Genomic DNA, 19,433 nt, shown 5'->3' with positions numbered 1-19,433 from the left:
TAAGCTACTTTTTAGCGGATCCTCATAAGAAACGCTTATCTACGAAGTTAGTAATTAAATTTCATGAATTAGCGCAATTTATTCGTTTGCTGAAACGATTTCGTAGCAATTGACGAAATCAGACTTACGTGGCTTTATAAAGACGGTGTTGAACCTTCACGGGTGAAATTAAATTACATATTAGATTGGATAGGGTGTCTGGGGTCATATGAACGAACAGTATTCCGCTTTGCGAAGTAATGTCAGTATGCTCGGCAAGTTGCTCGGGGATACCATCAAGGATGCGTTAGGTGAAAACATTCTTGACCGCGTAGAAACAATCCGCAAATTGTCGAAGTCCTCCCGGGCTGGCAATGAAGCTAATCGTCAGGAGCTGCTAACCACATTGCAGAACCTGTCTAACGATGAACTACTCCCTGTAGCCCGTGCATTCAGCCAATTCTTGAATCTGGCCAACACCGCCGAGCAATATCACAGCATTTCAGCCAATGGCGAAGCCGCCAGCAATCCCGAAGTTATCGCTAAGACTCTCCAAAAATTAAAAAACCAGCCGGACCTTAGTGAATCCGCCATTCGTGATGCTGTTGAGTCTTTGTCACTGGAATTAGTGCTGACCGCACACCCAACCGAAATCACCCGTCGCACCCTGATTCACAAACTGGTTGAAGTAAACAGCTGCCTCAAGCAACTCGACCACAGCGACATCGCCGATTACGAGCGTAACCAGATTATGCGCCGTCTGCGCCAACTGGTCGCTCAGGCGTGGCACACCGATGAAATCCGTAAGCACCGTCCTTCCCCTGTAGATGAAGCAAAATGGGGCTTTGCGGTAGTAGAAAACAGCCTGTGGGAAGGGGTTCCAAACTACCTGCGTGAGCTGAACGAGCAACTTGAAGACAATCTGAATTACAAACTGCCGGTCGATTTTGTTCCGGTACGTTTCACTTCATGGATGGGCGGCGACCGCGACGGCAACCCGAACGTAACTGCTGATATTACCCGTCACGTTCTGCTGCTAAGCCGCTGGAAAGCAACCGACCTGTTCCTGCGCGATATTCAGGTACTGATTTCCGAACTGTCGATGGTGGAATGTACGCCAGAGCTGAGTGAACTGGCAGGCCCAGACGCTGCACAAGAACCGTATCGCTGCATTATGAAAGGCATTCGTCAGCAATTGCTGGCGACACAAGCCTGGCTGGAAGCTCGTCTGAAAGGCCAGCGCCTGCCAAAACCAGAAGGTTTACTGACTCAAAACGAACAGCTTTGGGACCCGCTTTATGCGTGTTACCAGTCGCTGCAAGCGTGCGGAATGGGCATTATCGCCAACGGTCAGTTGCTTGATACCCTGCGCCGTGTGAAAAGCTTCGGCGTACCATTAGTGCGCATTGATGTGCGCCAGGAAAGTACTCGTCATACCGAAGCACTCGGCGAAATGACGCGTTACCTGGGCATTGGCGATTACGAAAGCTGGTCTGAAGCCGACAAACAAGCGTTCCTTATCCGCGAACTGAATTCAAAACGCCCTCTGCTGCCACGCCAGTGGGAGCCGAGCGATGACACCCGCGAAGTGCTGGAAACCTGCAAAGTGGTTGCCGAAGCACCTCGTGGTTCTATCGCCGCGTATGTTATCTCCATGGCGAAAACGCCTTCTGACGTGCTGGCCGTTCATCTGCTACTCAAAGAAGCTGGCTGTACTTTCGCTCTGCCGGTTGCACCACTATTTGAAACCCTCGACGACCTCAACAACGCCGATGACGTCATGACTCAGTTGCTGAACATCGACTGGTATCGCGGCTTTATTCAGGGCAAACAGATGGTCATGATTGGCTATTCTGATTCCGCAAAAGATGCAGGCGTGATGGCAGCTTCCTGGGCGCAATACCAGGCTCAGGACGCACTGATCAAAACCTGCGAGAAAGCCGGAATTACCCTGACGCTGTTCCACGGACGTGGTGGTTCTATCGGCCGTGGCGGTGCACCTGCGCACGCAGCTCTGCTTTCTCAACCGCCGGGCAGCCTGAAAGGTGGCCTGCGTGTGACTGAGCAAGGCGAGATGATTCGCTTTAAATACGGTCTGCCGGAAATCACCATCAGCAGCCTGTCGCTCTACACCAGCGCGATTCTGGAAGCCAACCTGTTGCCGCCGCCAGAGCCGAAAAAAGAGTGGAAACATATCATGGAGGATCTGTCAGTGACCTCCTGTGATATGTACCGTGGATATATCCGCGAAAATGAAGACTTCGTGCCCTACTTCCGTTCGGCAACACCAGAGTTGGAACTGGGTAAACTGCCGCTGGGCTCACGCCCTGCGAAGCGTAAACCTAACGGTGGCGTTGAATCCCTGCGTGCCATTCCGTGGATCTTCGCCTGGACGCAGAACCGCCTGATGTTGCCAGCCTGGCTCGGTGCCGGTGCTGCGCTACAAAAAGTGGTCGAAGATGGCAAACAAGATGTGCTGGAAACGATGTGCCGCGACTGGCCATTCTTCTCCACACGCCTCGGCATGCTGGAAATGGTGTTTGCAAAAGCTGACCTGTGGCTTGCGGAATACTACGATCAGCGCCTGGTGAAACCTGAACTGTGGGGCCTGGGCACACAGTTGCGTGACCAACTGGAAGCCGATATCAAAGTGGTACTGGATATCGCCAACGATTCACACCTGATGGCTGACCTGCCATGGATTGCCGAGTCCATCCAGTTGCGTAACATCTATACCGACCCACTGAACGTCTTGCAGGCCGAATTGCTGCATCGTTCACGTCAGTTGGAAGATAAAGGTGAAGAGCCCAATGCGCAGGTAGAACAAGCATTGATGGTGACGATTGCAGGTGTTGCAGCAGGTATGCGTAACACAGGCTAACGACTTCATTCCTCATTCAAACCTCGCTGCGGCGAGGTTTTTTGTTTTTACGCATACGCACTTATCCGGCGTTATGGCACGATGAACATCCCTGTTTAGCCTGGTGTGAACTGTTATGAACTACGATATTAATCAAATCATTTCCCGGCTACTAAACAACACGCCGGGCATTCAACAGGTTTGGCTGGCCGATAACCAGACCCCGCCGCCATCGCTGGCGTATCAGGTTGATTTTCCACGTATAGAGATAATCCTCGATGGCATAGTGGTAGATACTTGCCATGCAGGGCAAACGGTCTGCATGAAAGAACATGATGTGCTCTATATCCCCGCGAAATGCTGGAACAGCCCGCAGTGGAAAACACCGGTCACCACGTTGAATATTTTATTCGGCAAACAGCAATTGGGTTTCAGCGTGATGCACTGGGATGGCGAGAAATTTCACATGCTCGGCAAGCAAAATGTTGCACGCCGCGGCCCGCGGATTGGCTCATTTTTGCTACAGGCACTTAATGAATTGATGATGCAAGCGTACGACCAACAAACCACACGCTTTATTATCAGCAGCATCCTCAGCCACTGCACAGACCTGCTCGGCAGCCAAATCCAGACATCATCACGCAGCCAGGCCTTATTTGAAGCGATACGTGAATACATAGATACCAAATACCCGGAACCCCTAACCCGTGAATCCGTAGCACAGGCATTCTATATTTCACCGAATTATCTCTCGCACCTTTTCCAGAAAACCGGGGCCGTTGGTTTTAACGAATACCTAAATTACACCCGCCTGGAACATGCCAAAACGCTGCTTAAACGTTACGATCTGAAAGTTAAGGAAGTGGCTCACGCCTGCGGATTCATCGACAGTAACTATTTTTGCCGCCTGTTTAGAAAGAATACGGACAGGTCACCGTCTGAATATCGACGCCAATATCATAGCCAGTTGACCGAAAAATCCATCAACTCAGAATGATGTGCGTGTGTTGCGGAGTACCAAAGATTCGTCGCACTGCGGACATCGTTTTTTGCGGCTCCCGAAGGAATGCATTAATACCGGTTTGTACGCAACGGCAATGATTGAAGCGTGTTGCTCCCGCCAGTTCAATATCAGTAATTAGCAATACAACATCGGCTTGCTCAATATCCATTTGGGTCAGTTCGTTTTCAATTCCCAGCGCTCCCTGAGTCTCTATTTTTACTGACCATTTTTCTTGCTGGCAGAGTTTTTCGAGCCGTTCGGCAGCCATATAGGTGTGAGCGACACCGCTAACACATGCCGTTACTGCAACCAGATGTCGAGTCATCCTCACGCTCCTCCACTAAGGCTAGCCACCCATTGTCACACGGAAACCGGCATTTTCTGCCATCTGTTGCAACGGGGCGATATCTGATACGCCAGGTGGCGCAATACCCTCCATATTCCATGACCGACCCAGTAACTGATATTTCGGCTCACCGTACTGATGGAATGGAAGTAAATGAAGATCGGTAAGTTTTAATGGAGCCAGGAACTGCAGGATCTCCACCATATTACCTCTTTCAAGAGTGTAGCCGGGTATCAGCGGGACCCGTGGAATTACATGAATTCCAGACTCCACCAGCATCTTTAGGTTCTTCAGAACCCTGGGCTGGTTGATGTTCAGCACTGATTTTGCCTTTTCACTGTCCATAATCTTCACATCGAACAACACTTCATCACACTGCTTTGCCAGAGCGAGAAGTTTCTCAGGAGCGGCATCACCGGCCGTCTCAATCGCGGTATGAATACCTAACAATTTTAGACGTTTTAAAAATCGCGTAGCAAAAGCCGCCTGCATCAAAACTTCCCCGCCAGAAAGCGTTACTCCACCACCTGAAGAACGGAAGAAAACGTCGTCTTTAAGCACCTCTTTTTCCAACTGAGCCAGAGAGTAATCGCGACCGATTCTTTCCATGGCGCCAGAAGGGCATTTATCTGCATCATTCAGACAGGCTGAGCAATGCAGACACTTTGACAATCGTCTTACGGTTTCAATTTTCCCGGAAATAGACTCCGGGTTAGCGCACCATGGACAGTAATGTGGGCAACCTTTAAAGAAAACTACTGTACGGATTCCATGACCATCATTTAGAGAGTAGCGCTGAATATTGAAGATCCGTGCTTTTATTGCATCGTCTTCAATAACCTCACAGTTGATGCGCTGTTCGGCGGATAATGTCATCCTGAATCTCCTTCGACAGCTCAACAAAGAAGGCGCTGTATCCCGCAACCCGAACTACCAATCCAGCGAAATCCTGCGGGCGTAGTTGAGCCTCACGAAGGGTTTCGGCATTCACGACGTTGAATTGAATATGCTGCAATTTAAGCTTCGTGAACGCGCCAATGAAATCTGCCAGTTTATGAAGCCCAGCATCACCTTCCAGCGTGCTGGGAGTGAATTTGACGTTCAACAACGTACCGTTGGAGAGTAAATAATTATCCAATTTACTGACCGATTTCAGCACCGCCGTTGGCCCCTGACAGTCCTGGCCCAGCATTGGAGATAAACCACCATCAGCCAATTGCTCACCCGCATAACGCCCGTCAGGAGTGGCACCGACGACTGCCCCCAATGGCACATGGGCTGAAACGGTGTAAGAGCCTGGAGTAAAATATCCACCGCGTGGATTACGATACTTCTCGACCTCTTTACAGTAGAAACGCAGCAGATCAGCACTAATGTTGTCTACTTCATCAATATCGTTGCCGTACTTCTCGAAGCGGTTCATCAACCGTGCGCGTATTTTTTCCCCTTCTGGAGTAGCAAAGTTCTCTTTCAATACCGCCAGAAGCTCATCAAAACTTAAGCGTTTCTGTTCAAATACCATGCCATTTAGGGCATGTAGCGAATCACTCAGATTAGCGATACCTATCCCTTGAACACCAGAGAAGTTATAACGGGCACCACCCTCAGTAATGTCTTTACCATGGGAAAGACAATCATCGATAAACGATGAAAGCAGCGGAACAGGCGCCCAATCGCGGTGGCCGATATCACAAATGTTACTGCCCTCAACCATCAGCTTGATGTAGTGGCGGATTTTGTCACGGATTTGCTGCAACAAATTCTGATAATCCAGTTCGCTGTTCCCTTCGTTCTCCAGCAGCACAATTTCCATGACCTTCAAAAGATTGAACATGGCAATATCATGCAAACCGTAGGTTCTCCCAGGAATTGATAGCTCCACACATCCAACAACGGCGTAATCACGAGCATCCTCAAGCGACACTCCCCGATTAAGGAAAGCAGGCACCACAACTTCGTCATTAAAAATTTGTGGAATCCCAGTTCCCAGCCGCACAGTTTCAGCTGTTTTTAGCAAGAAGGGGCGGTCAATCAGTTCATTCACGCGCACCCCAAGATTCGGCTGCGGCAGTTGAATGCTCTGGTAGGCATCCAGACACAAGAAGGAGAGTACATTTACCGCGCTGCGCCCATTTTCTGTCAGACCACCAAGCAAAATGGTGTATCCCGTTGGGAAGCCGGCGAAATAACGGGCGCTACTGGTGGAACGCAGCAGGACGATGTCATTACATTTCACCCACAGCGATTCCAACAGTTCGCGCAGGAATGCTGGACTTTCGCCGCGATTAAGCGACGCCTGATAAAATGGCAGCATGTACTGATCAAATCGGCCAAGCGATAGCGAACTGGCGTTGGATTCGTACTGCAAAATGATATTCATGTACCAAAACAGCTGACATGCCTGCCAGAAATCTTCTGGTCTGGAAGCTGCGTTATGGCGGGAAATCTCGGCGATTTTCTGTAACTCATCGCGACGACAGGTGTCTGTGCATTCTGCAGCCAACGTCTCAGCCAGCTCGGCATAGCGCAAGATATGTCGCTGTGAAGCTTCCAGTAAAATCAATGCCGCTTGATAGAAGTGATTTCTTGGTGCTTGCTGGCAATGCTCTCGCAATTCCACCACCAACTTACCCAACCCATTTTGCAGCAGCCGCGGGTAATCAATAATGATATGCCCCTGCCCTTTATCGGTCTGGTTGACGCTAAAAATTTGCGTTTTTACTGCCGCTTTGACTTCATCCGTCATCTGACTATTGATGAAATCTTTCATTGAGCGTTTTTCCCAGTAAGGATACAGCTGTTCGCGGTAAAGCTCTTTATCCTGCTCACTGATCTCAAAACGGTCTTGTGGGCGAGTCGAAAACTGCTCCAACTCTTTAAGCAGCCAGTAAGGGTCCATCTCCGGTGACATAATTCCGGCACGCGGTTTCACGGTTCGATTACCCGCGATCAACTCATCATCACGAATCGCTATCTGCACATTATCCAGAATGTACGCTGTTGCCTTAGCGCGACGTAACAACACATGTTCACCTTCTGTTGTACGGTGGCTAGCGGTATACAACATGGCGCGTTCCAGCGAAATTTCTCGCGGCTGGGCAAACAGTGCTAATTTCAGGCGTTCGATACGATGAGTCATGATGTGTTCCTTACTGGTCATTCAAAGGCTCAGGCTGTTTGCGCCAGATGGGCTTCAATTTTGCTCATGATGGCATCAGCACGTTTCACCGCATCGCTAATGTTGACACGCACAATGGTTTTACCGGCAAAGCGCTCTTCCATTTTGATGCCAATATCTTTGGTCAAAATCACCATATCAGCACTGGCAACATCTGCGGCACTCAGTTCATTTTCAAGACCAATAGAACCCTGAGTTTCAACTTTCACTTCCCAGCCTTTTGCTTTGGCTGCACTTTCCAGTGCTTCGGCAGCCATATAAGTATGTGCAACACCTGACGGGCAAGCGGTAACAGCAATAATCTTAGTCATGGTTAATTCCTTTTCGGCTCAATCAGTTAATTTCAAAATCCAGATCCAAATCATCTTCCGCTTTCGCTGGCATATCAGTCTGTTTTTTACGGGCAAAGGTTTTCAACAGGTTCACGCTAACTGCCGTGACGACCGCTCCTACCAATAACGCCACGATAAAACCAAGCTTGCCGTCAACAACCGGTAGCACGATTAATCCACCCCAACCTGCGTAGCATTGTGCTCCCATCAACGCAGCGGTAACCGTTCCGCATACAGAACCCAGCATGATGGAAGGAATAACGCGTAATGGGTCAGCAGCAGCGAATGGAATAGCCCCTTCAGTCACACCAACACAGCCCATAACCACCGCCGCTTTACCCGCTTCACGCTCTTCTCCGGTGAAGTTTTTACGATTCATTAGCGTTGCCAGGCCAAGACCCAGAGGTGGAACAGCAATACCGACAGCAGCAATGGCCACTACGCTATACACACCCTGCGCTACGCAAATCAGCATAAAAGCATAAGCAACTTTGTTAACCGGGCCGCCCATATCAAACGCCAACATCAGCCCCATAATCACCGCCAGAACAACGATGCTGCCTTGCTGCATCCCTTGTAACCAATGGGTTAGATTGCTGGTTAATGTACCGACAGGCTCGCCCAGACCCCACATCATGATGCCCGCAGTAATAAAAGTGCCGATAATAGGAATGACAAAGATAGGCATCACCGAGCGCAGTATTTTTGGTACGGGGATTCTCTTGAGATAGAAGACAACAATGCCACCGATGATCCCCGCAATAATCGCCCCGAAGAAACCAGCGCCGAAACTGTTACCGACCCAGGCACCAATCGCACAAGGCGCCAGCGCCGCGCGTTCTGCAATGGAATAACCGATGTAAGCCGCAAGGAAAGGCACCATCAGCGTTAAACCAGCCACGCCAATATCGAATAGTTTTTTCAGGTTGGGATCGTTGAGCGCATCTGGTACCGCGCCTTTGCCATACAGCATGACGGAAACAGCCAGCAAAATACCGCCTGCAACCACGAATGGAATCATATGCGACACGCCTGTCATTAGATGCTGCCGCGTATTTTTGAGGATCTGGACCAACTCTTTCATAAAGCACTCCTGGCCTAAGCGGCTCATGTCCTAAATATTGGGGACACAATAGGCAATCCCGTCGTTGGCAGACAGTGGACAAAAATGCCATTTACTGGATTTTTGTAATGCTTAAGGAAAAATGAGATCCGTCTCAAAAGTTAGAGTTAATGGCCTCACTATTAACTAAGGCTGGTTTTGTGAGATATCTCGCAAATAAAACCAGACAATACATTTGTCCAGCTTTTGACAGTTTTGTCCCGTGGCGACTCCCGATGCAGGGCTCTTATCCTGTAGCCATTGTTTAGAGTTAGCTCAGGAGAACGTCTATGGCACTGGTTATCAATTTTCGTTGTGACTTACCCAACGGGGTACATGCCCGCCCAGCCAGTCATGTTGAAACACTGTGCAATCAGTTTTCTTCGACTGTTGAATGGATTAACTTGCGCACAGAGCGCCGTGGAAATGCCAAGAGTGCATTGGCACTTATTGGTACGGGGACGTTAAAAGGAGACGACTGCCAGTTACTGATCGCAGGCAGTGATGAAGAAGGAGCCTTCAACAGGCTTTCCGTTTTCATGCAGGACGAATTCCCTCACTGTGATGCTCCTCTACCAGAAACGCACAATAGTGAAGCTGCCCCGATTCCTGAATCCCTTGCACGCCTGAATCCCACGCTGTTTCATGCAAATCCGGTTTGTGGCGGAAGTGCCAGTGGCACACTGATACAACTCGCTTCCCTCGATTTAAACAAACTGGGGGAATTACCTGCGGCAGGAAATATAGATGAAGAGCAGGAGAAACTTGAGAGCGGGCTCGAAAAATTACTGAAAACCATCAACCTCCAGTTACTAGGAAATGACGGCACAGCGAGCGCCATTCTTGAGGCTCACCGTTCTTTGGCAAGCGATGCTTCATTGCGCACACTGCTTCTGGAACATGTCCATAATGGTGCCAGCAGTGCCACTGCTGTGGTAAAAACAGCAGAACACTTTTGTAATCAATTTTCCCAGTCAGGCAGTGCTTATCTGGAAGAGCGTGTGCTTGATGTTCGGGATGTCTGTTTTCAACTACTACAACATATCTATGGGGAACAGCGCTTCCCAGCACCTGGCAAGCTTCAGCAAGCCGCTATCTGTTTAGCTGATGAAATTACGCCAAGCCAGTTTCTTGAGCTGGATAAAACCCTACTCAAAGGTCTCCTGTTACGTAGTGGCGGAACCACCTCTCACACTGTCATTCTTGCTCGATCATTTAATATTCCAACTTTGGTGGGCGTTGATATCGACGCACTCACGCCGTGGTTGCAACAAACAGTGCAGATTGACGGTGATCTTGGTTTGGTCGTGGTAAATCTTAGCGAAGCGGTAAAACGCTATTACCAGCAAGAGGCTTATGTGCAGCAAGTCCTGCGCGATCAGCAAAAAGTCTGGCTCAACCAACCAGGACGTACTGCTGATGGTCTTCGTCTGGAAGTGGCAGCAAACATTGCTCATTGCGTTGAATCAGCTCCGGCATTTAATAACGGAGCAGAGGCTGTGGGCCTGTTTCGGACTGAAATGCTCTACATGGACCGCGCTCATGCCCCTTCCGAAGATGAGCTTTACAACATTTATTGTCAGGCGTTGGAAGGTGCAAACGGGCGCAGCATTATTGTGCGCACAATAGATATCGGCGGCGACAAGCCGGTGGATTACCTGAATATTCCTGCAGAAAACAATCCATTCCTCGGCTATCGCGCCGTACGTATTTATCAGGAATACCTGTCACTTTTCCACATTCAGTTACGCTCAATTTTGCGGGCATCTGCACATGGATCGTTAAAAATCATGATCCCGATGATCTCCTCAATGGAAGAGATCTTGTGGATTAAAGATCAACTCGCGGAAGTGAAGCAGTCACTACGTAGCGAACATATCCCATTTGATGAAAAAATCCCCTTAGGCATCATGCTTGAAGTGCCATCGGTAATGTTCATTATCGACCAATGCTGCGAAGAAATTGATTTCTTTAGTATTGGCAGCAACGACCTGACGCAATATCTACTGGCCGTTGACCGGGACAATGCGAAGGTCACCCGTCATTACAACAGCCTGAACCCTGCTTTCTTACGAGCTCTGGATTACGCCGTGCAGGCAGTGCATCGCCAGGGGAAATGGATTGGGCTATGTGGCGAGCTGGGAGCAAAAGGCTCAGTTCTCCCGCTGCTTGTAGGTCTGGGGCTTGATGAAATCAGCATGAGCGCCCCTTCTATACCGGCAACAAAAGCACGTCTGGCTCAACTCGACAGCCGCGCCTGCCGCCAGCTGCTCAATCAGGCTATGGCTTGCCGTACTTCTCTGGAGGTCGAACACCTGTTGGCGCAATTCCGTATGACTCAGCAGGATGCACCGTTGATCACAACTCAGTGCATCTCCCTTGATAACAACTGGGGCAGCAAAGAAGAGGTCATTAAGGGAATGACCGATAACCTACTTATCGCTGGGCGCTGTCGTTACCCACGCAAACTTGAGGCCGATTTATGGGCGCGGGAAGCCGTTTTTTCGACAGGTTTGGGCTTTAGCTTCGCTATTCCGCACAGTAAATCAGAACATATCGAGCAATCGACGATTAGCGTCGCCCGGCTCCCTGCCCCCGTTCAGTGGGGAGACGATGAGGCACAATTTATCATTATGTTGACGCTAAATAAGCATGCGGCAGGCGACCAGCATATGCGAATTTTCTCCCGCCTTGCGCGCCGAATCATGCATGCAGAATTCCGTGACTCCTTGGTAAATGCCACAAATGGCGAAGCCATCGCGGTTCTGCTAGCCCGTGAACTGGAACTGTAACTCACCCAAGAGGAAAAATTGATGGAGCTTTATCTCGATACAGCAAACGTTGCGGAAGTAGAACGTCTGGCGCGAATCTTCCCATTACAGGGAGTGACAACCAATCCGAGTATTATTGCCGCCAATGGCGAATCTATATGGGACATACTGCCGCGCCTGCAAAATGCAGTGGGTAAAGAAGGCCGTCTGTTTGCACAGGTGATGAGCCGCAGCGCGGATGGAATGGTTGCAGAGGCGCAGAAACTCAGAGAGTGCGTTCCAGGTCTGGTGGTAAAAATTCCCGTTACTTTTGAGGGTCTGGCGGCGATTAAGCAGCTAACTGCTTTGGGCATTCCTACGCTGGGAACAGCTGTTTATAGCGCTGCTCAGGGATTGTTAGCTGCTCTCGCCGGAGCTGAGTACGTTGCTCCATATGTTAACCGCGTTGATGCGCAAGGCGGGGATGGCATTCGCATGGTTCAGGAGCTGCAAGCTTTGCTTGAGCTTCACGCTCCTGACAGCAAAGTTCTGGCAGCCAGTTTTAAAACTCCGCGTCAGGCACTGGATTGTTTACTGGCAGGATGCGAATCCATCACGCTTCCCCTTGATGTCGCCCAGCAATTTTTGGCTGCGCCAGCAGTAGAATCGGCTGTGGTGAAGTTTGAAGAAGACTGGCAGAAAGCGTTTGGTCGCCTGAGCCTGTAACGGACACAAAAGGAGGCAGTGAATGGATCGCATAATACAGTCACCGGGTAAGTATATTCAGGGCGCTGAGGTTATTTCCCGCCTCGGCAACTATCTCAAACCACTGGCTGAGCGCTGGTTAGTAGTCGGAGACAAATTTGTCTTAGGGTTTGCCGAGTCCACACTAGAAAAAAGCTTCAAAGATGCCGGACTGGGATTCGAAATCGCACCTTTTGGCGGCGAATGCTCGCAAAATGAGATCGACCGTCTACGTAGCGTAGCTGAGAAAGCACGATGCAGCGCCGTGCTCGGTATCGGCGGCGGTAAAACGCTGGATACCGCCAAAGCACTGGCCCACTTTATGGGCGTGCCGGTTGCCGTAGCGCCTACGATTGCTTCTACTGATGCACCTTGCAGCGCATTGTCCGTGATTTATACCGATGAAGGTGAGTTTGACCGCTACCTGATGCTACCGAACAACCCGAATATGGTGATTGTAGATACTCAAATCGTGGCGAATGCACCGGCACGCCTGTTAGCCGCAGGCATCGGCGATGCGCTGGCCACCTGGTTTGAGGCTCGCGCCTGCTCTCGCAGCGGTGCCACCACCATGGCGGGTGGTAAGTGTACTCAGGCAGCACTTGCGCTGGCTGAGCTTTGCTACAACACGCTGATTGAAGAAGGTGAAAAAGCGATGTTGGCCGCCGAACTGCATGTCGTGACCCCTGCCCTTGAACGCGTGATTGAAGCCAACACATATCTGAGTGGCGTCGGCTTTGAAAGTGGTGGCCTGGCCGCAGCCCATGCGGTGCATAACGGTCTGACGGCAATCCCAGATGCACACCATTACTATCACGGTGAAAAAGTCGCATTTGGTACACTGACACAACTGATGCTGGAAAACGCGCCGGTAGAAGAGATTGAAACGGTCGCAGCACTTTGCCACTCCGTTGGCTTACCGATAACGCTGGCGCAACTGGATATCAAACAGGATGTTCAGGAAAAAATGCGCATCGTGGCAAAGGTGTCTTGTGCGGAAGGTGAAACTATTCACAACATGCCAGGCGGTGTCACTTCCGATCAGATTTACGCAGCACTGCTGGTCGCCGACCAGTACGGGCAACGTTTCTTGCAAGAGTGGGAATAATACCGATAAAAAAATCCCCGCTTTTTTGCGGGGATTTTCACGATTAAAGCAAGCTTACTTCAGATCGAAGCGATCCAGATTCATCACTTTCACCCATGCCGCCACGAAGTCTTTCACAAACTTCTCTTTAGCATCACCGCAGGCATAAACTTCCGCCAGTGCACGCAGCACAGAGTTGGAACCGAAGACCAGATCCGCGCGTGTCGCTGTCTGCTTCACTTCGCCAGTTTGACGGCAGCGGCCTTCAAACAGTTCTGAAGAGTCATCAGTCGCCTTCCATTCCGTGCCCATATCCAGCAGATTGACAAAGAAATCGTTACTGAGCACACCTAAACGCTCGGTGAATACACCATGCTTGCCGCCATCAAAATTCGCACCCAGTACACGCATACCACCAACCAACACGGTGAGTTCCGGTGCGGTCAGCGTTAGTTGCTGTGCTTTATCAATCAGCAGGGATTCTGTTGTCGCCGCATCCACACGAGCACGGTAGTTACGGAACCCATCGGCTGCAGGCTCCATCAGGTTGAACATCTCGATATCGGTCTGATCCTGGCTGGCATCAACACGCCCAGGAATAAACGGCACGCGAACGCTGATACCAGCCGCTTCCGCCGCCTGTTCAACACCCACAACACCCGCCAGCACGATGATATCGGCCAGCGACGCTTTACTAGACGCTTTCTGAATGGCTTCCAGCGCAGGCAATGCACGAACCGCTAAAGCATTCACATCCCAGTTGCGCTGAGGTGCCAGTGCCAGGCGCGCACCATTGGCTCCGCCACGTTTATCGCCGCCACGGAAAGTCGACGCCGACGCCCAGGCTACAGAAATCAATTCACTGACAGAAAGGCCAGAATGGGCAATTTCTGCTTTCAGGTGATCAATATCAGCAGGCGTTGGGCTGAATGTCGCTTTCGGCAACGGGTCCTGCCAAATCAGTTCTTCTTTTGGCACTTCCGGGCCGATGTAACGCGCAATTGGCCCCATATCGCGGTGGGTCAATTTGAACCATGCGCGAGCAAAAGCTTCATTGAAAGCTTGTGGATCATTGAGGAAGCGACGGGAAATTTTCTCGAATTCCGGATCGAAACGCAGCGTCAGGTCGGTGACCAACATTGTCGGTTTACGTTTTTTCGATGGATCAAACGGATCGGGAATAATTTCAGGTGCATCGACCGCTTCAAACTGAATTGCACCAGCAGGGCTGCGTGTCTGTACCCATTCAAATTTGAACAAGTTCTCGAAGAAGTAATTACTCCACTGGGTTGGCGTTTGTGACCAGACAACTTCCAGGCCAGATGTAATTGCATCAGCACCTGCACCACTGCCGTAGCTGCTCGTCCAGCCTAAGCCTTGGGCTTCAATCGGTGCAGCTTCTGGATCAACACCCACATGGGTTGCCTCCGCCGCACCATGGGTTTTGCCCAACGTATGACCGCCAGCGATAAGCGCTACAGTCTCTTCGTCGTTCATCCCCATATTGCCGAAAGTAGCACGAATGGCAGCAGCGGCAGAGAGTGGTTCACCGCTGGCGTTTGGCCCTTCAGGGTTAACATAAATCAGCCCCATCTCGGTCGCGGCCAATGGACGTTTAGCAAGTGCCTCCGGGTCGCGATGTTCCAACCAGGCTTTTTCATTACCCCAGTTCACATCCAGATCTGGCTCCCAAACATCTTCACGTCCGGCACCAAAACCAAAGGTGCGGAAGCCGGAGTTTTCCAGCGCTACGTTCCCCGCCAGTATAAACAGGTCAGCCCAGGATATTTTCTGGCCGTATTTCTGTTTGATAGGCCATAGCAGGCGGCGAGCTTTATCAAGGCTTACGTTATCTGGCCAGGAGTTAAGTGGAGCAAAGCGTTGCTGACCACGACCTGCGCCACCACGTCCGTCCAGGGAACGGTAAGTGCCGGCACCATGCCAGGCCATACGAATAAATAGCCCGGCGTAGCTGCCCCAATCGGCAGGCCACCATGGCTGGGAATCAGTTAGTAATGCTTTTAGGTCGCCTTTCAGCGCGGAATAATCGAGTTTGCTGAATTCTTTGCGGTAATCAAAATCTTCGCCGAGGGGGTTAGAGCGGTTTGAATGCTGATTGAGGAGATCAACACGGAGTTGTTTCGGCCACCAGTCCCGCGTGCTTGTTCCGGCTCCTGCACTCACATCATGACTGCCCTGATGAAACGGGCACTTCCCTGCGGACAACGTATTATGATCGTTTTCGTTTGTGCTCATCTTCCTGCTCCCTTCACTATTTTAATACCAGGATATACAGCTCTGCAGATAAGTTATAGATGAAAAAAACTACAGATTTGATAGTTATTTCCTGCTGGCTAATGAGCAACATAGCAAAAGTCTTCCGAAGAAACGTCGACAGCAACATAAACTTTCAAAACTTAACATTAGAAATGAAAGGGGTATTTGGAGGAGGAGTGGAACCAGGAAGGGATGTAACGGCCCTTGCGGGCCATTGATTGCATTAAACTAACGGGCGAACACCCAGCGTGTGGCAAATTGCGTAGCTCATTTCAGCACGATTAAGCGTATAGAAATGGAAGTCTTTCACGCCTTCGCGGCTGAGGATTTTCACCATATCCATCGCAATATTGGCACCGACCATTTTGCGAGTTTCTGCGTCGTTATCCAGCCCTTCAAACATTTGTGCCATCCAGTGCGGAACACGCACGTTGGTCATGGTCGCGAACTTATGCGCCTGTTTGTAGTTACTCACTGGCAAAATGCCTGGCACGATTTCGACATCGATACCCGCAGCGGCGCAACGGTCACGGAAGCGCAGGTAACTTTCCACATCGAAGAAGAACTGTGTGATTGCGCGGTTTGCACCAGCATCAATCTTGCGCTTCAGGTTAATCAAATCAGCCTGTGCACTTTTCGCTTCCGGGTGAACTTCCGGGTAAGCAGCAACGGAAATATCAAAGTCACCGACATCTTTAAGCAGTGTGACCAGATCAGAAGCATACATATCTGGCTTGCCACCACCTGGAGGTAAGTCACCGCGCAGAGCGACGATATGACGGATACCGCTATTCCAGTAATCCTGCGCAATAGTACGTAACTCATCGGGAGTGGCATCAATACAAGTCAGATGCGGCGCAGCTTCCAGACCTGTACGGTCTTTAATACCTTTGATGATGCTATGGGTACGGTCACGCTCACCGGAGTTTGCGCCGTAAGTTACGGAGACAAATTTAGGTTTCAGGCTACTCAGTCGATCAATTGAGCTCCACAGGGTCTGTTCCATTTCACTGGTGCGCGGCGGGAAAAACTCAAAGGAAACGTTAATTTGCCCGGCGACTTCGGCCAGACTCTGATTTAGTGCTTCCCGCTGGTTGGCGTGAAAAAAGCTCATACCCTTACCTCATTAATCGCATTTTATTATGTGATGTTGTGTTTTGTTGCTATCCAGACGTTTAGACGTCCAGATAGCAAGATGAAGGAAAAGCATGATTCCGTCAACTGAAAATTCAACACAATAAATGAGGAATTCTCACCAAAATTGAATTTTCCTCATGTTCGATTAAAAAGAATAAAAAAAGGCCAGCAATAGCTGGCCTCGATATTTTTGTGTTTCAGCGAGTTATAGCAATTGCGCCAGGCGATTGAGATCCGACTGGATAGCGCCAGCTGTTACGTCACGACCAGCACCTGGCCCACGGATAACCAGCGGGTTATCGCGATACCAACGGCTTTCGATAGCGAACACGTTGTCGCACGGTAGCAGCGAAGCCAGTGGATGCTCGGTGCGCACAGCTTCCACACCGACACGCGCTTTACCATTCGCATCGAAACGCGCGACATAACGCAGAACCAGACCCATTTCCTGAGCCGCTTCAAAACGCTGAAGCATTTGGTCATTCAACTCATCACCATTTTCAAAGAAATGATCAATTGAGCCCGTTTCACTACCGTTAGTAACCAGCGACTCAACACGAACCTGGTCCGGCTCGATGTCGTAACCCGCTTCGCGAGCAAGGATCACCAGTTTGCGCATCACGTCTTTCCCGGAGAGATCGACGCGTGGATCGGGTTCCGTTAGCCCTTGCTGCCAGGCCTGGTCCACCAGCTCGGTAAATGGCACGGTGCCATCGAATTGCAGGAACAGCCATGAAAGCGTACCGGAGAAAATACCGCTGATAGCCAGAATGGAGTCGCCGCTCTCGCGTAGATCACGAACGGTATGGTTTACCGGCAAGCCAGCGCCCACGGTGGCGTTATACAGCCAGTGGCGACCTGTTTTGGTAAAAGCATTACGAATTTCACGGTACTTCTGGCCATTACTGGCGCCCGCAAGTTTATTGGCGCTGATAACGTGGAAACCGTGGCTGGCAAAATCGAGGTATTGATCGGCCAGTTGTTCACTCGCAGTCACATCCAGAACCACCAAATCATCATAAGGATGCGCGCGCATCCATTGGAATAGTGATTCTTCATCTTGCTCGACGGCTTCGTCGTTAAAGAAAGCGAGAGCACGGCTGGCATCCAGACCTTCATAATTCAACAAGCTGCGGCTGCTATCTACAACACCTGAAAGCACGAATTCAAAACCGGTTCGTGCAGAGATAGTTTCTTGCTCGCGGGCAAACAGCTCCAGCCAGCGTGAACCAATGTTCCCTTTGCCGAACAGAACCAGACCAATACGTTTTTCAGCACGGAACAGTGACTTATGCAGACCCTTAATCAGGTTTTCTGTCGGACCAACACGCAGTACCGCAACCAGGCTGATACCATCTTCGGACTGCCAGATAAACTCAACAGGCTGATCTTTCAGTTGCTGCCAGAAACGATGGCTGTGTAGTGGGTTTCGGCAAACGCCCGCACCAACCATTGCCACCAGCGCTAAGCCTTCACGCAGACGTAATTCGCCCGGAAGAGCGGCTTCCTGAAGAGTTTGTAGTGCGCTGCCAGCAACTTCTGAGGTGTAGCAAAGCTGAAGCAGGTTACGGTCAGGATGAACGCCAATCGACAACGGGCGGATCTGGGCGCGGTTTAACAGGGTATCCAGCTCTTTGTGAGCCAGCTTGAAATCTTGCTGTGGAGCAACCTGAAGTTCGATCAGGCAAACATCATCGTGGCTGGTAACGATTCGTGCACCAGTACCAGAAGCCAACACACGTTCGATACGAGTTGACCCTTGTTCTGGTGAATAGCTACAACGCAGTTGCAGATCGATATCGCTACCGGAAACAGGCTGCAAAGTACGAGCGTGCAGCACTGGGGCGGCAAGACGGGCCAGTTCGCTGGCTTCATCCAGACGCAGCAGCGGCAGCAAGCAAGCATCTTTCACTTTACGTGGGTCAGCGCTGTAAACCCCGGCAACGTCACTCCAGATCGTCACGCGGGAAACCCCAGCCAGTGCACCAATTTGTGTTGCGGAATAGTCAGAACCGTTGCGGCCCAGCAGAACCGTTTCGCCCGCGTCGTTACGGCAGATAAAACCGGTAACAACGAGGCGTTTGTTCGGGTGCTGCGCCATCAGCTCTTGCAGCAGCGGCCAGGATAAACCTTCATTAACTTGTGGCTGGGCTGCACGTTCTGCACGCATAAATTCGCGTGCATCCAACCATGCAGCCGGGTGACCTAACTGATTCAGCACCGCAGACATCAGGCGCGCAGACCAAATTTCACCATGGCCTACAACTTCGGAATATACTGCGTCGGTCATTTTGCCATCCAGCAAACCCGCCAGACGCTCAAGATCGTGAATAAATTGACCGATTAAAGCATCAGCAACATCAGGCGTAACCAGGCCACTAATCAACTCGCTCTGATAACGGCGCAGTGCTTGCTGAACCTGATGGGCAGAAAGGCGATCGCTTTGGCTTAATTTTAACCAGTTAATCAACTGGTTAGTTGTGCTACCCGCAGCGGAAACAACCATCATGTCGCCAGGTTTTGAATACTCGGCCATGATCCCCGCAACGCGCAGATAGCACTTCACATCTGCCAGACTACTGCCACCAAATTTATGCAGCTGACGACCCGACGCCCCTGCTGGTGCTGAAACACTCAT

13 protein-coding genes are annotated in these 19,433 nt (G+C 50.6%); 5 read left to right on the top strand and 8 right to left on the bottom strand.

The features are described from left to right. Positions 1 to 208 precede the first annotated feature (208 nt). Both ppc and LVQ79_RS18535 read left to right on the top strand, forming a co-directional pair. Positions 209 to 2,860, top strand: coding sequence for a phosphoenolpyruvate carboxylase (ppc, locus tag LVQ79_RS18540; protein ID WP_232866030.1), 2,652 nt, complete (start codon positions 209 to 211; stop codon positions 2,858 to 2,860). Between the two features lie 115 nt (positions 2,861 to 2,975). After that, positions 2,976 to 3,836: a helix-turn-helix transcriptional regulator gene (locus LVQ79_RS18535; protein ID WP_232866029.1), complete on the top strand. Its 861-nt coding sequence runs from the start codon at positions 2,976 to 2,978 to the stop codon at positions 3,834 to 3,836. On the opposite strand, the gene LVQ79_RS18530 is transcribed toward LVQ79_RS18535, so the two are convergent. From LVQ79_RS18530 to LVQ79_RS18510, 5 genes are read right to left on the bottom strand one after another with little or no spacing between them, the layout of a single operon-like run. Next, positions 3,823 to 4,167, bottom strand: coding sequence for a PTS fructose-like transporter subunit IIB (locus tag LVQ79_RS18530; RefSeq protein WP_232866028.1), 345 nt, complete (start codon positions 4,165 to 4,167; stop codon positions 3,823 to 3,825). The two genes, LVQ79_RS18535 and LVQ79_RS18530, sit on opposite strands and share 14 nt — an antisense overlap. A gap of 21 nt (positions 4,168 to 4,188) precedes the next feature. Beyond that, positions 4,189 to 5,064, bottom strand: a complete 876-nt coding sequence (locus LVQ79_RS18525) for a [formate-C-acetyltransferase]-activating enzyme (protein ID WP_232866027.1) — start codon at positions 5,062 to 5,064, stop codon at positions 4,189 to 4,191. After that, complete coding sequence (locus LVQ79_RS18520; protein ID WP_232866026.1) at positions 5,030 to 7,327, bottom strand: formate C-acetyltransferase; 2,298 nt, start codon at positions 7,325 to 7,327, stop codon at positions 5,030 to 5,032. Before LVQ79_RS18520 ends, LVQ79_RS18525 begins: the two co-directional genes overlap by 35 nt. 29 nt (positions 7,328 to 7,356) lie before the next feature. After that, positions 7,357 to 7,677: a PTS fructose-like transporter subunit IIB gene (locus LVQ79_RS18515; protein ID WP_034461400.1), complete on the bottom strand. Its 321-nt coding sequence runs from the start codon at positions 7,675 to 7,677 to the stop codon at positions 7,357 to 7,359. A gap of 22 nt (positions 7,678 to 7,699) precedes the next feature. Then, on the bottom strand, positions 7,700 to 8,782 hold the full coding sequence (locus LVQ79_RS18510) for a PTS fructose transporter subunit EIIC (RefSeq protein ID WP_232866025.1): 1,083 nt from the start codon (positions 8,780 to 8,782) through the stop codon (positions 7,700 to 7,702). A gap of 308 nt (positions 8,783 to 9,090) precedes the next feature. On the opposite strand from LVQ79_RS18510, the gene ptsP reads away from it, so the two are divergent. From ptsP to gldA, 3 genes are read left to right on the top strand one after another with little or no spacing between them, the layout of a single operon-like run. Then, complete coding sequence (gene ptsP, locus LVQ79_RS18505; RefSeq protein ID WP_232866024.1) at positions 9,091 to 11,592, top strand: phosphoenolpyruvate--protein phosphotransferase; 2,502 nt, start codon at positions 9,091 to 9,093, stop codon at positions 11,590 to 11,592. Positions 11,593 to 11,613: 21 nt separating this feature from the next. Then, a complete protein-coding gene (gene fsa, locus LVQ79_RS18500) occupies positions 11,614 to 12,276 on the top strand; it encodes a fructose-6-phosphate aldolase (RefSeq protein ID WP_232866023.1) in 663 nt (220 codons plus the stop codon). 22 nt (positions 12,277 to 12,298) lie between these two features. Next, positions 12,299 to 13,402, top strand: coding sequence for a bifunctional L-1,2-propanediol dehydrogenase/glycerol dehydrogenase (gldA, locus tag LVQ79_RS18495; RefSeq protein WP_232866022.1), 1,104 nt, complete (start codon positions 12,299 to 12,301; stop codon positions 13,400 to 13,402). A 54-nt stretch (positions 13,403 to 13,456) separates the two neighbouring features. On the opposite strand, the gene katG is transcribed toward gldA, so the two are convergent. The 3 genes from katG to LVQ79_RS18480 all read right to left on the bottom strand — a co-directional run bounded on the left by katG (position 13,457) and on the right by LVQ79_RS18480 (position 19,433). Next, positions 13,457 to 15,637 carry a catalase/peroxidase HPI gene (gene katG / locus LVQ79_RS18490; protein ID WP_232866021.1) on the bottom strand — a complete coding sequence of 727 codons (2,181 nt, stop codon included), beginning with the start codon at positions 15,635 to 15,637 and terminating at the stop codon, positions 13,457 to 13,459. Between the two features lie 244 nt (positions 15,638 to 15,881). Continuing rightward, a complete protein-coding gene (gene metF / locus LVQ79_RS18485) occupies positions 15,882 to 16,772 on the bottom strand; it encodes a methylenetetrahydrofolate reductase (RefSeq protein ID WP_232866020.1) in 891 nt (296 codons plus the stop codon). Positions 16,773 to 17,000: 228 nt separating this feature from the next. Then, entirely contained in the window at positions 17,001 to 19,433 is a 2,433-nt protein-coding gene (locus tag LVQ79_RS18480; protein ID WP_232866019.1) for a bifunctional aspartate kinase/homoserine dehydrogenase II, read from the bottom strand.

It is taken from the genome of Buttiauxella cochleicola, from assembly GCF_021282405.1.
Lineage (GTDB): Bacteria > Pseudomonadota > Gammaproteobacteria > Enterobacterales > Enterobacteriaceae > Buttiauxella > Buttiauxella massiliensis.
This window is presented reverse-complemented; position numbering and strand designations above follow the sequence as displayed.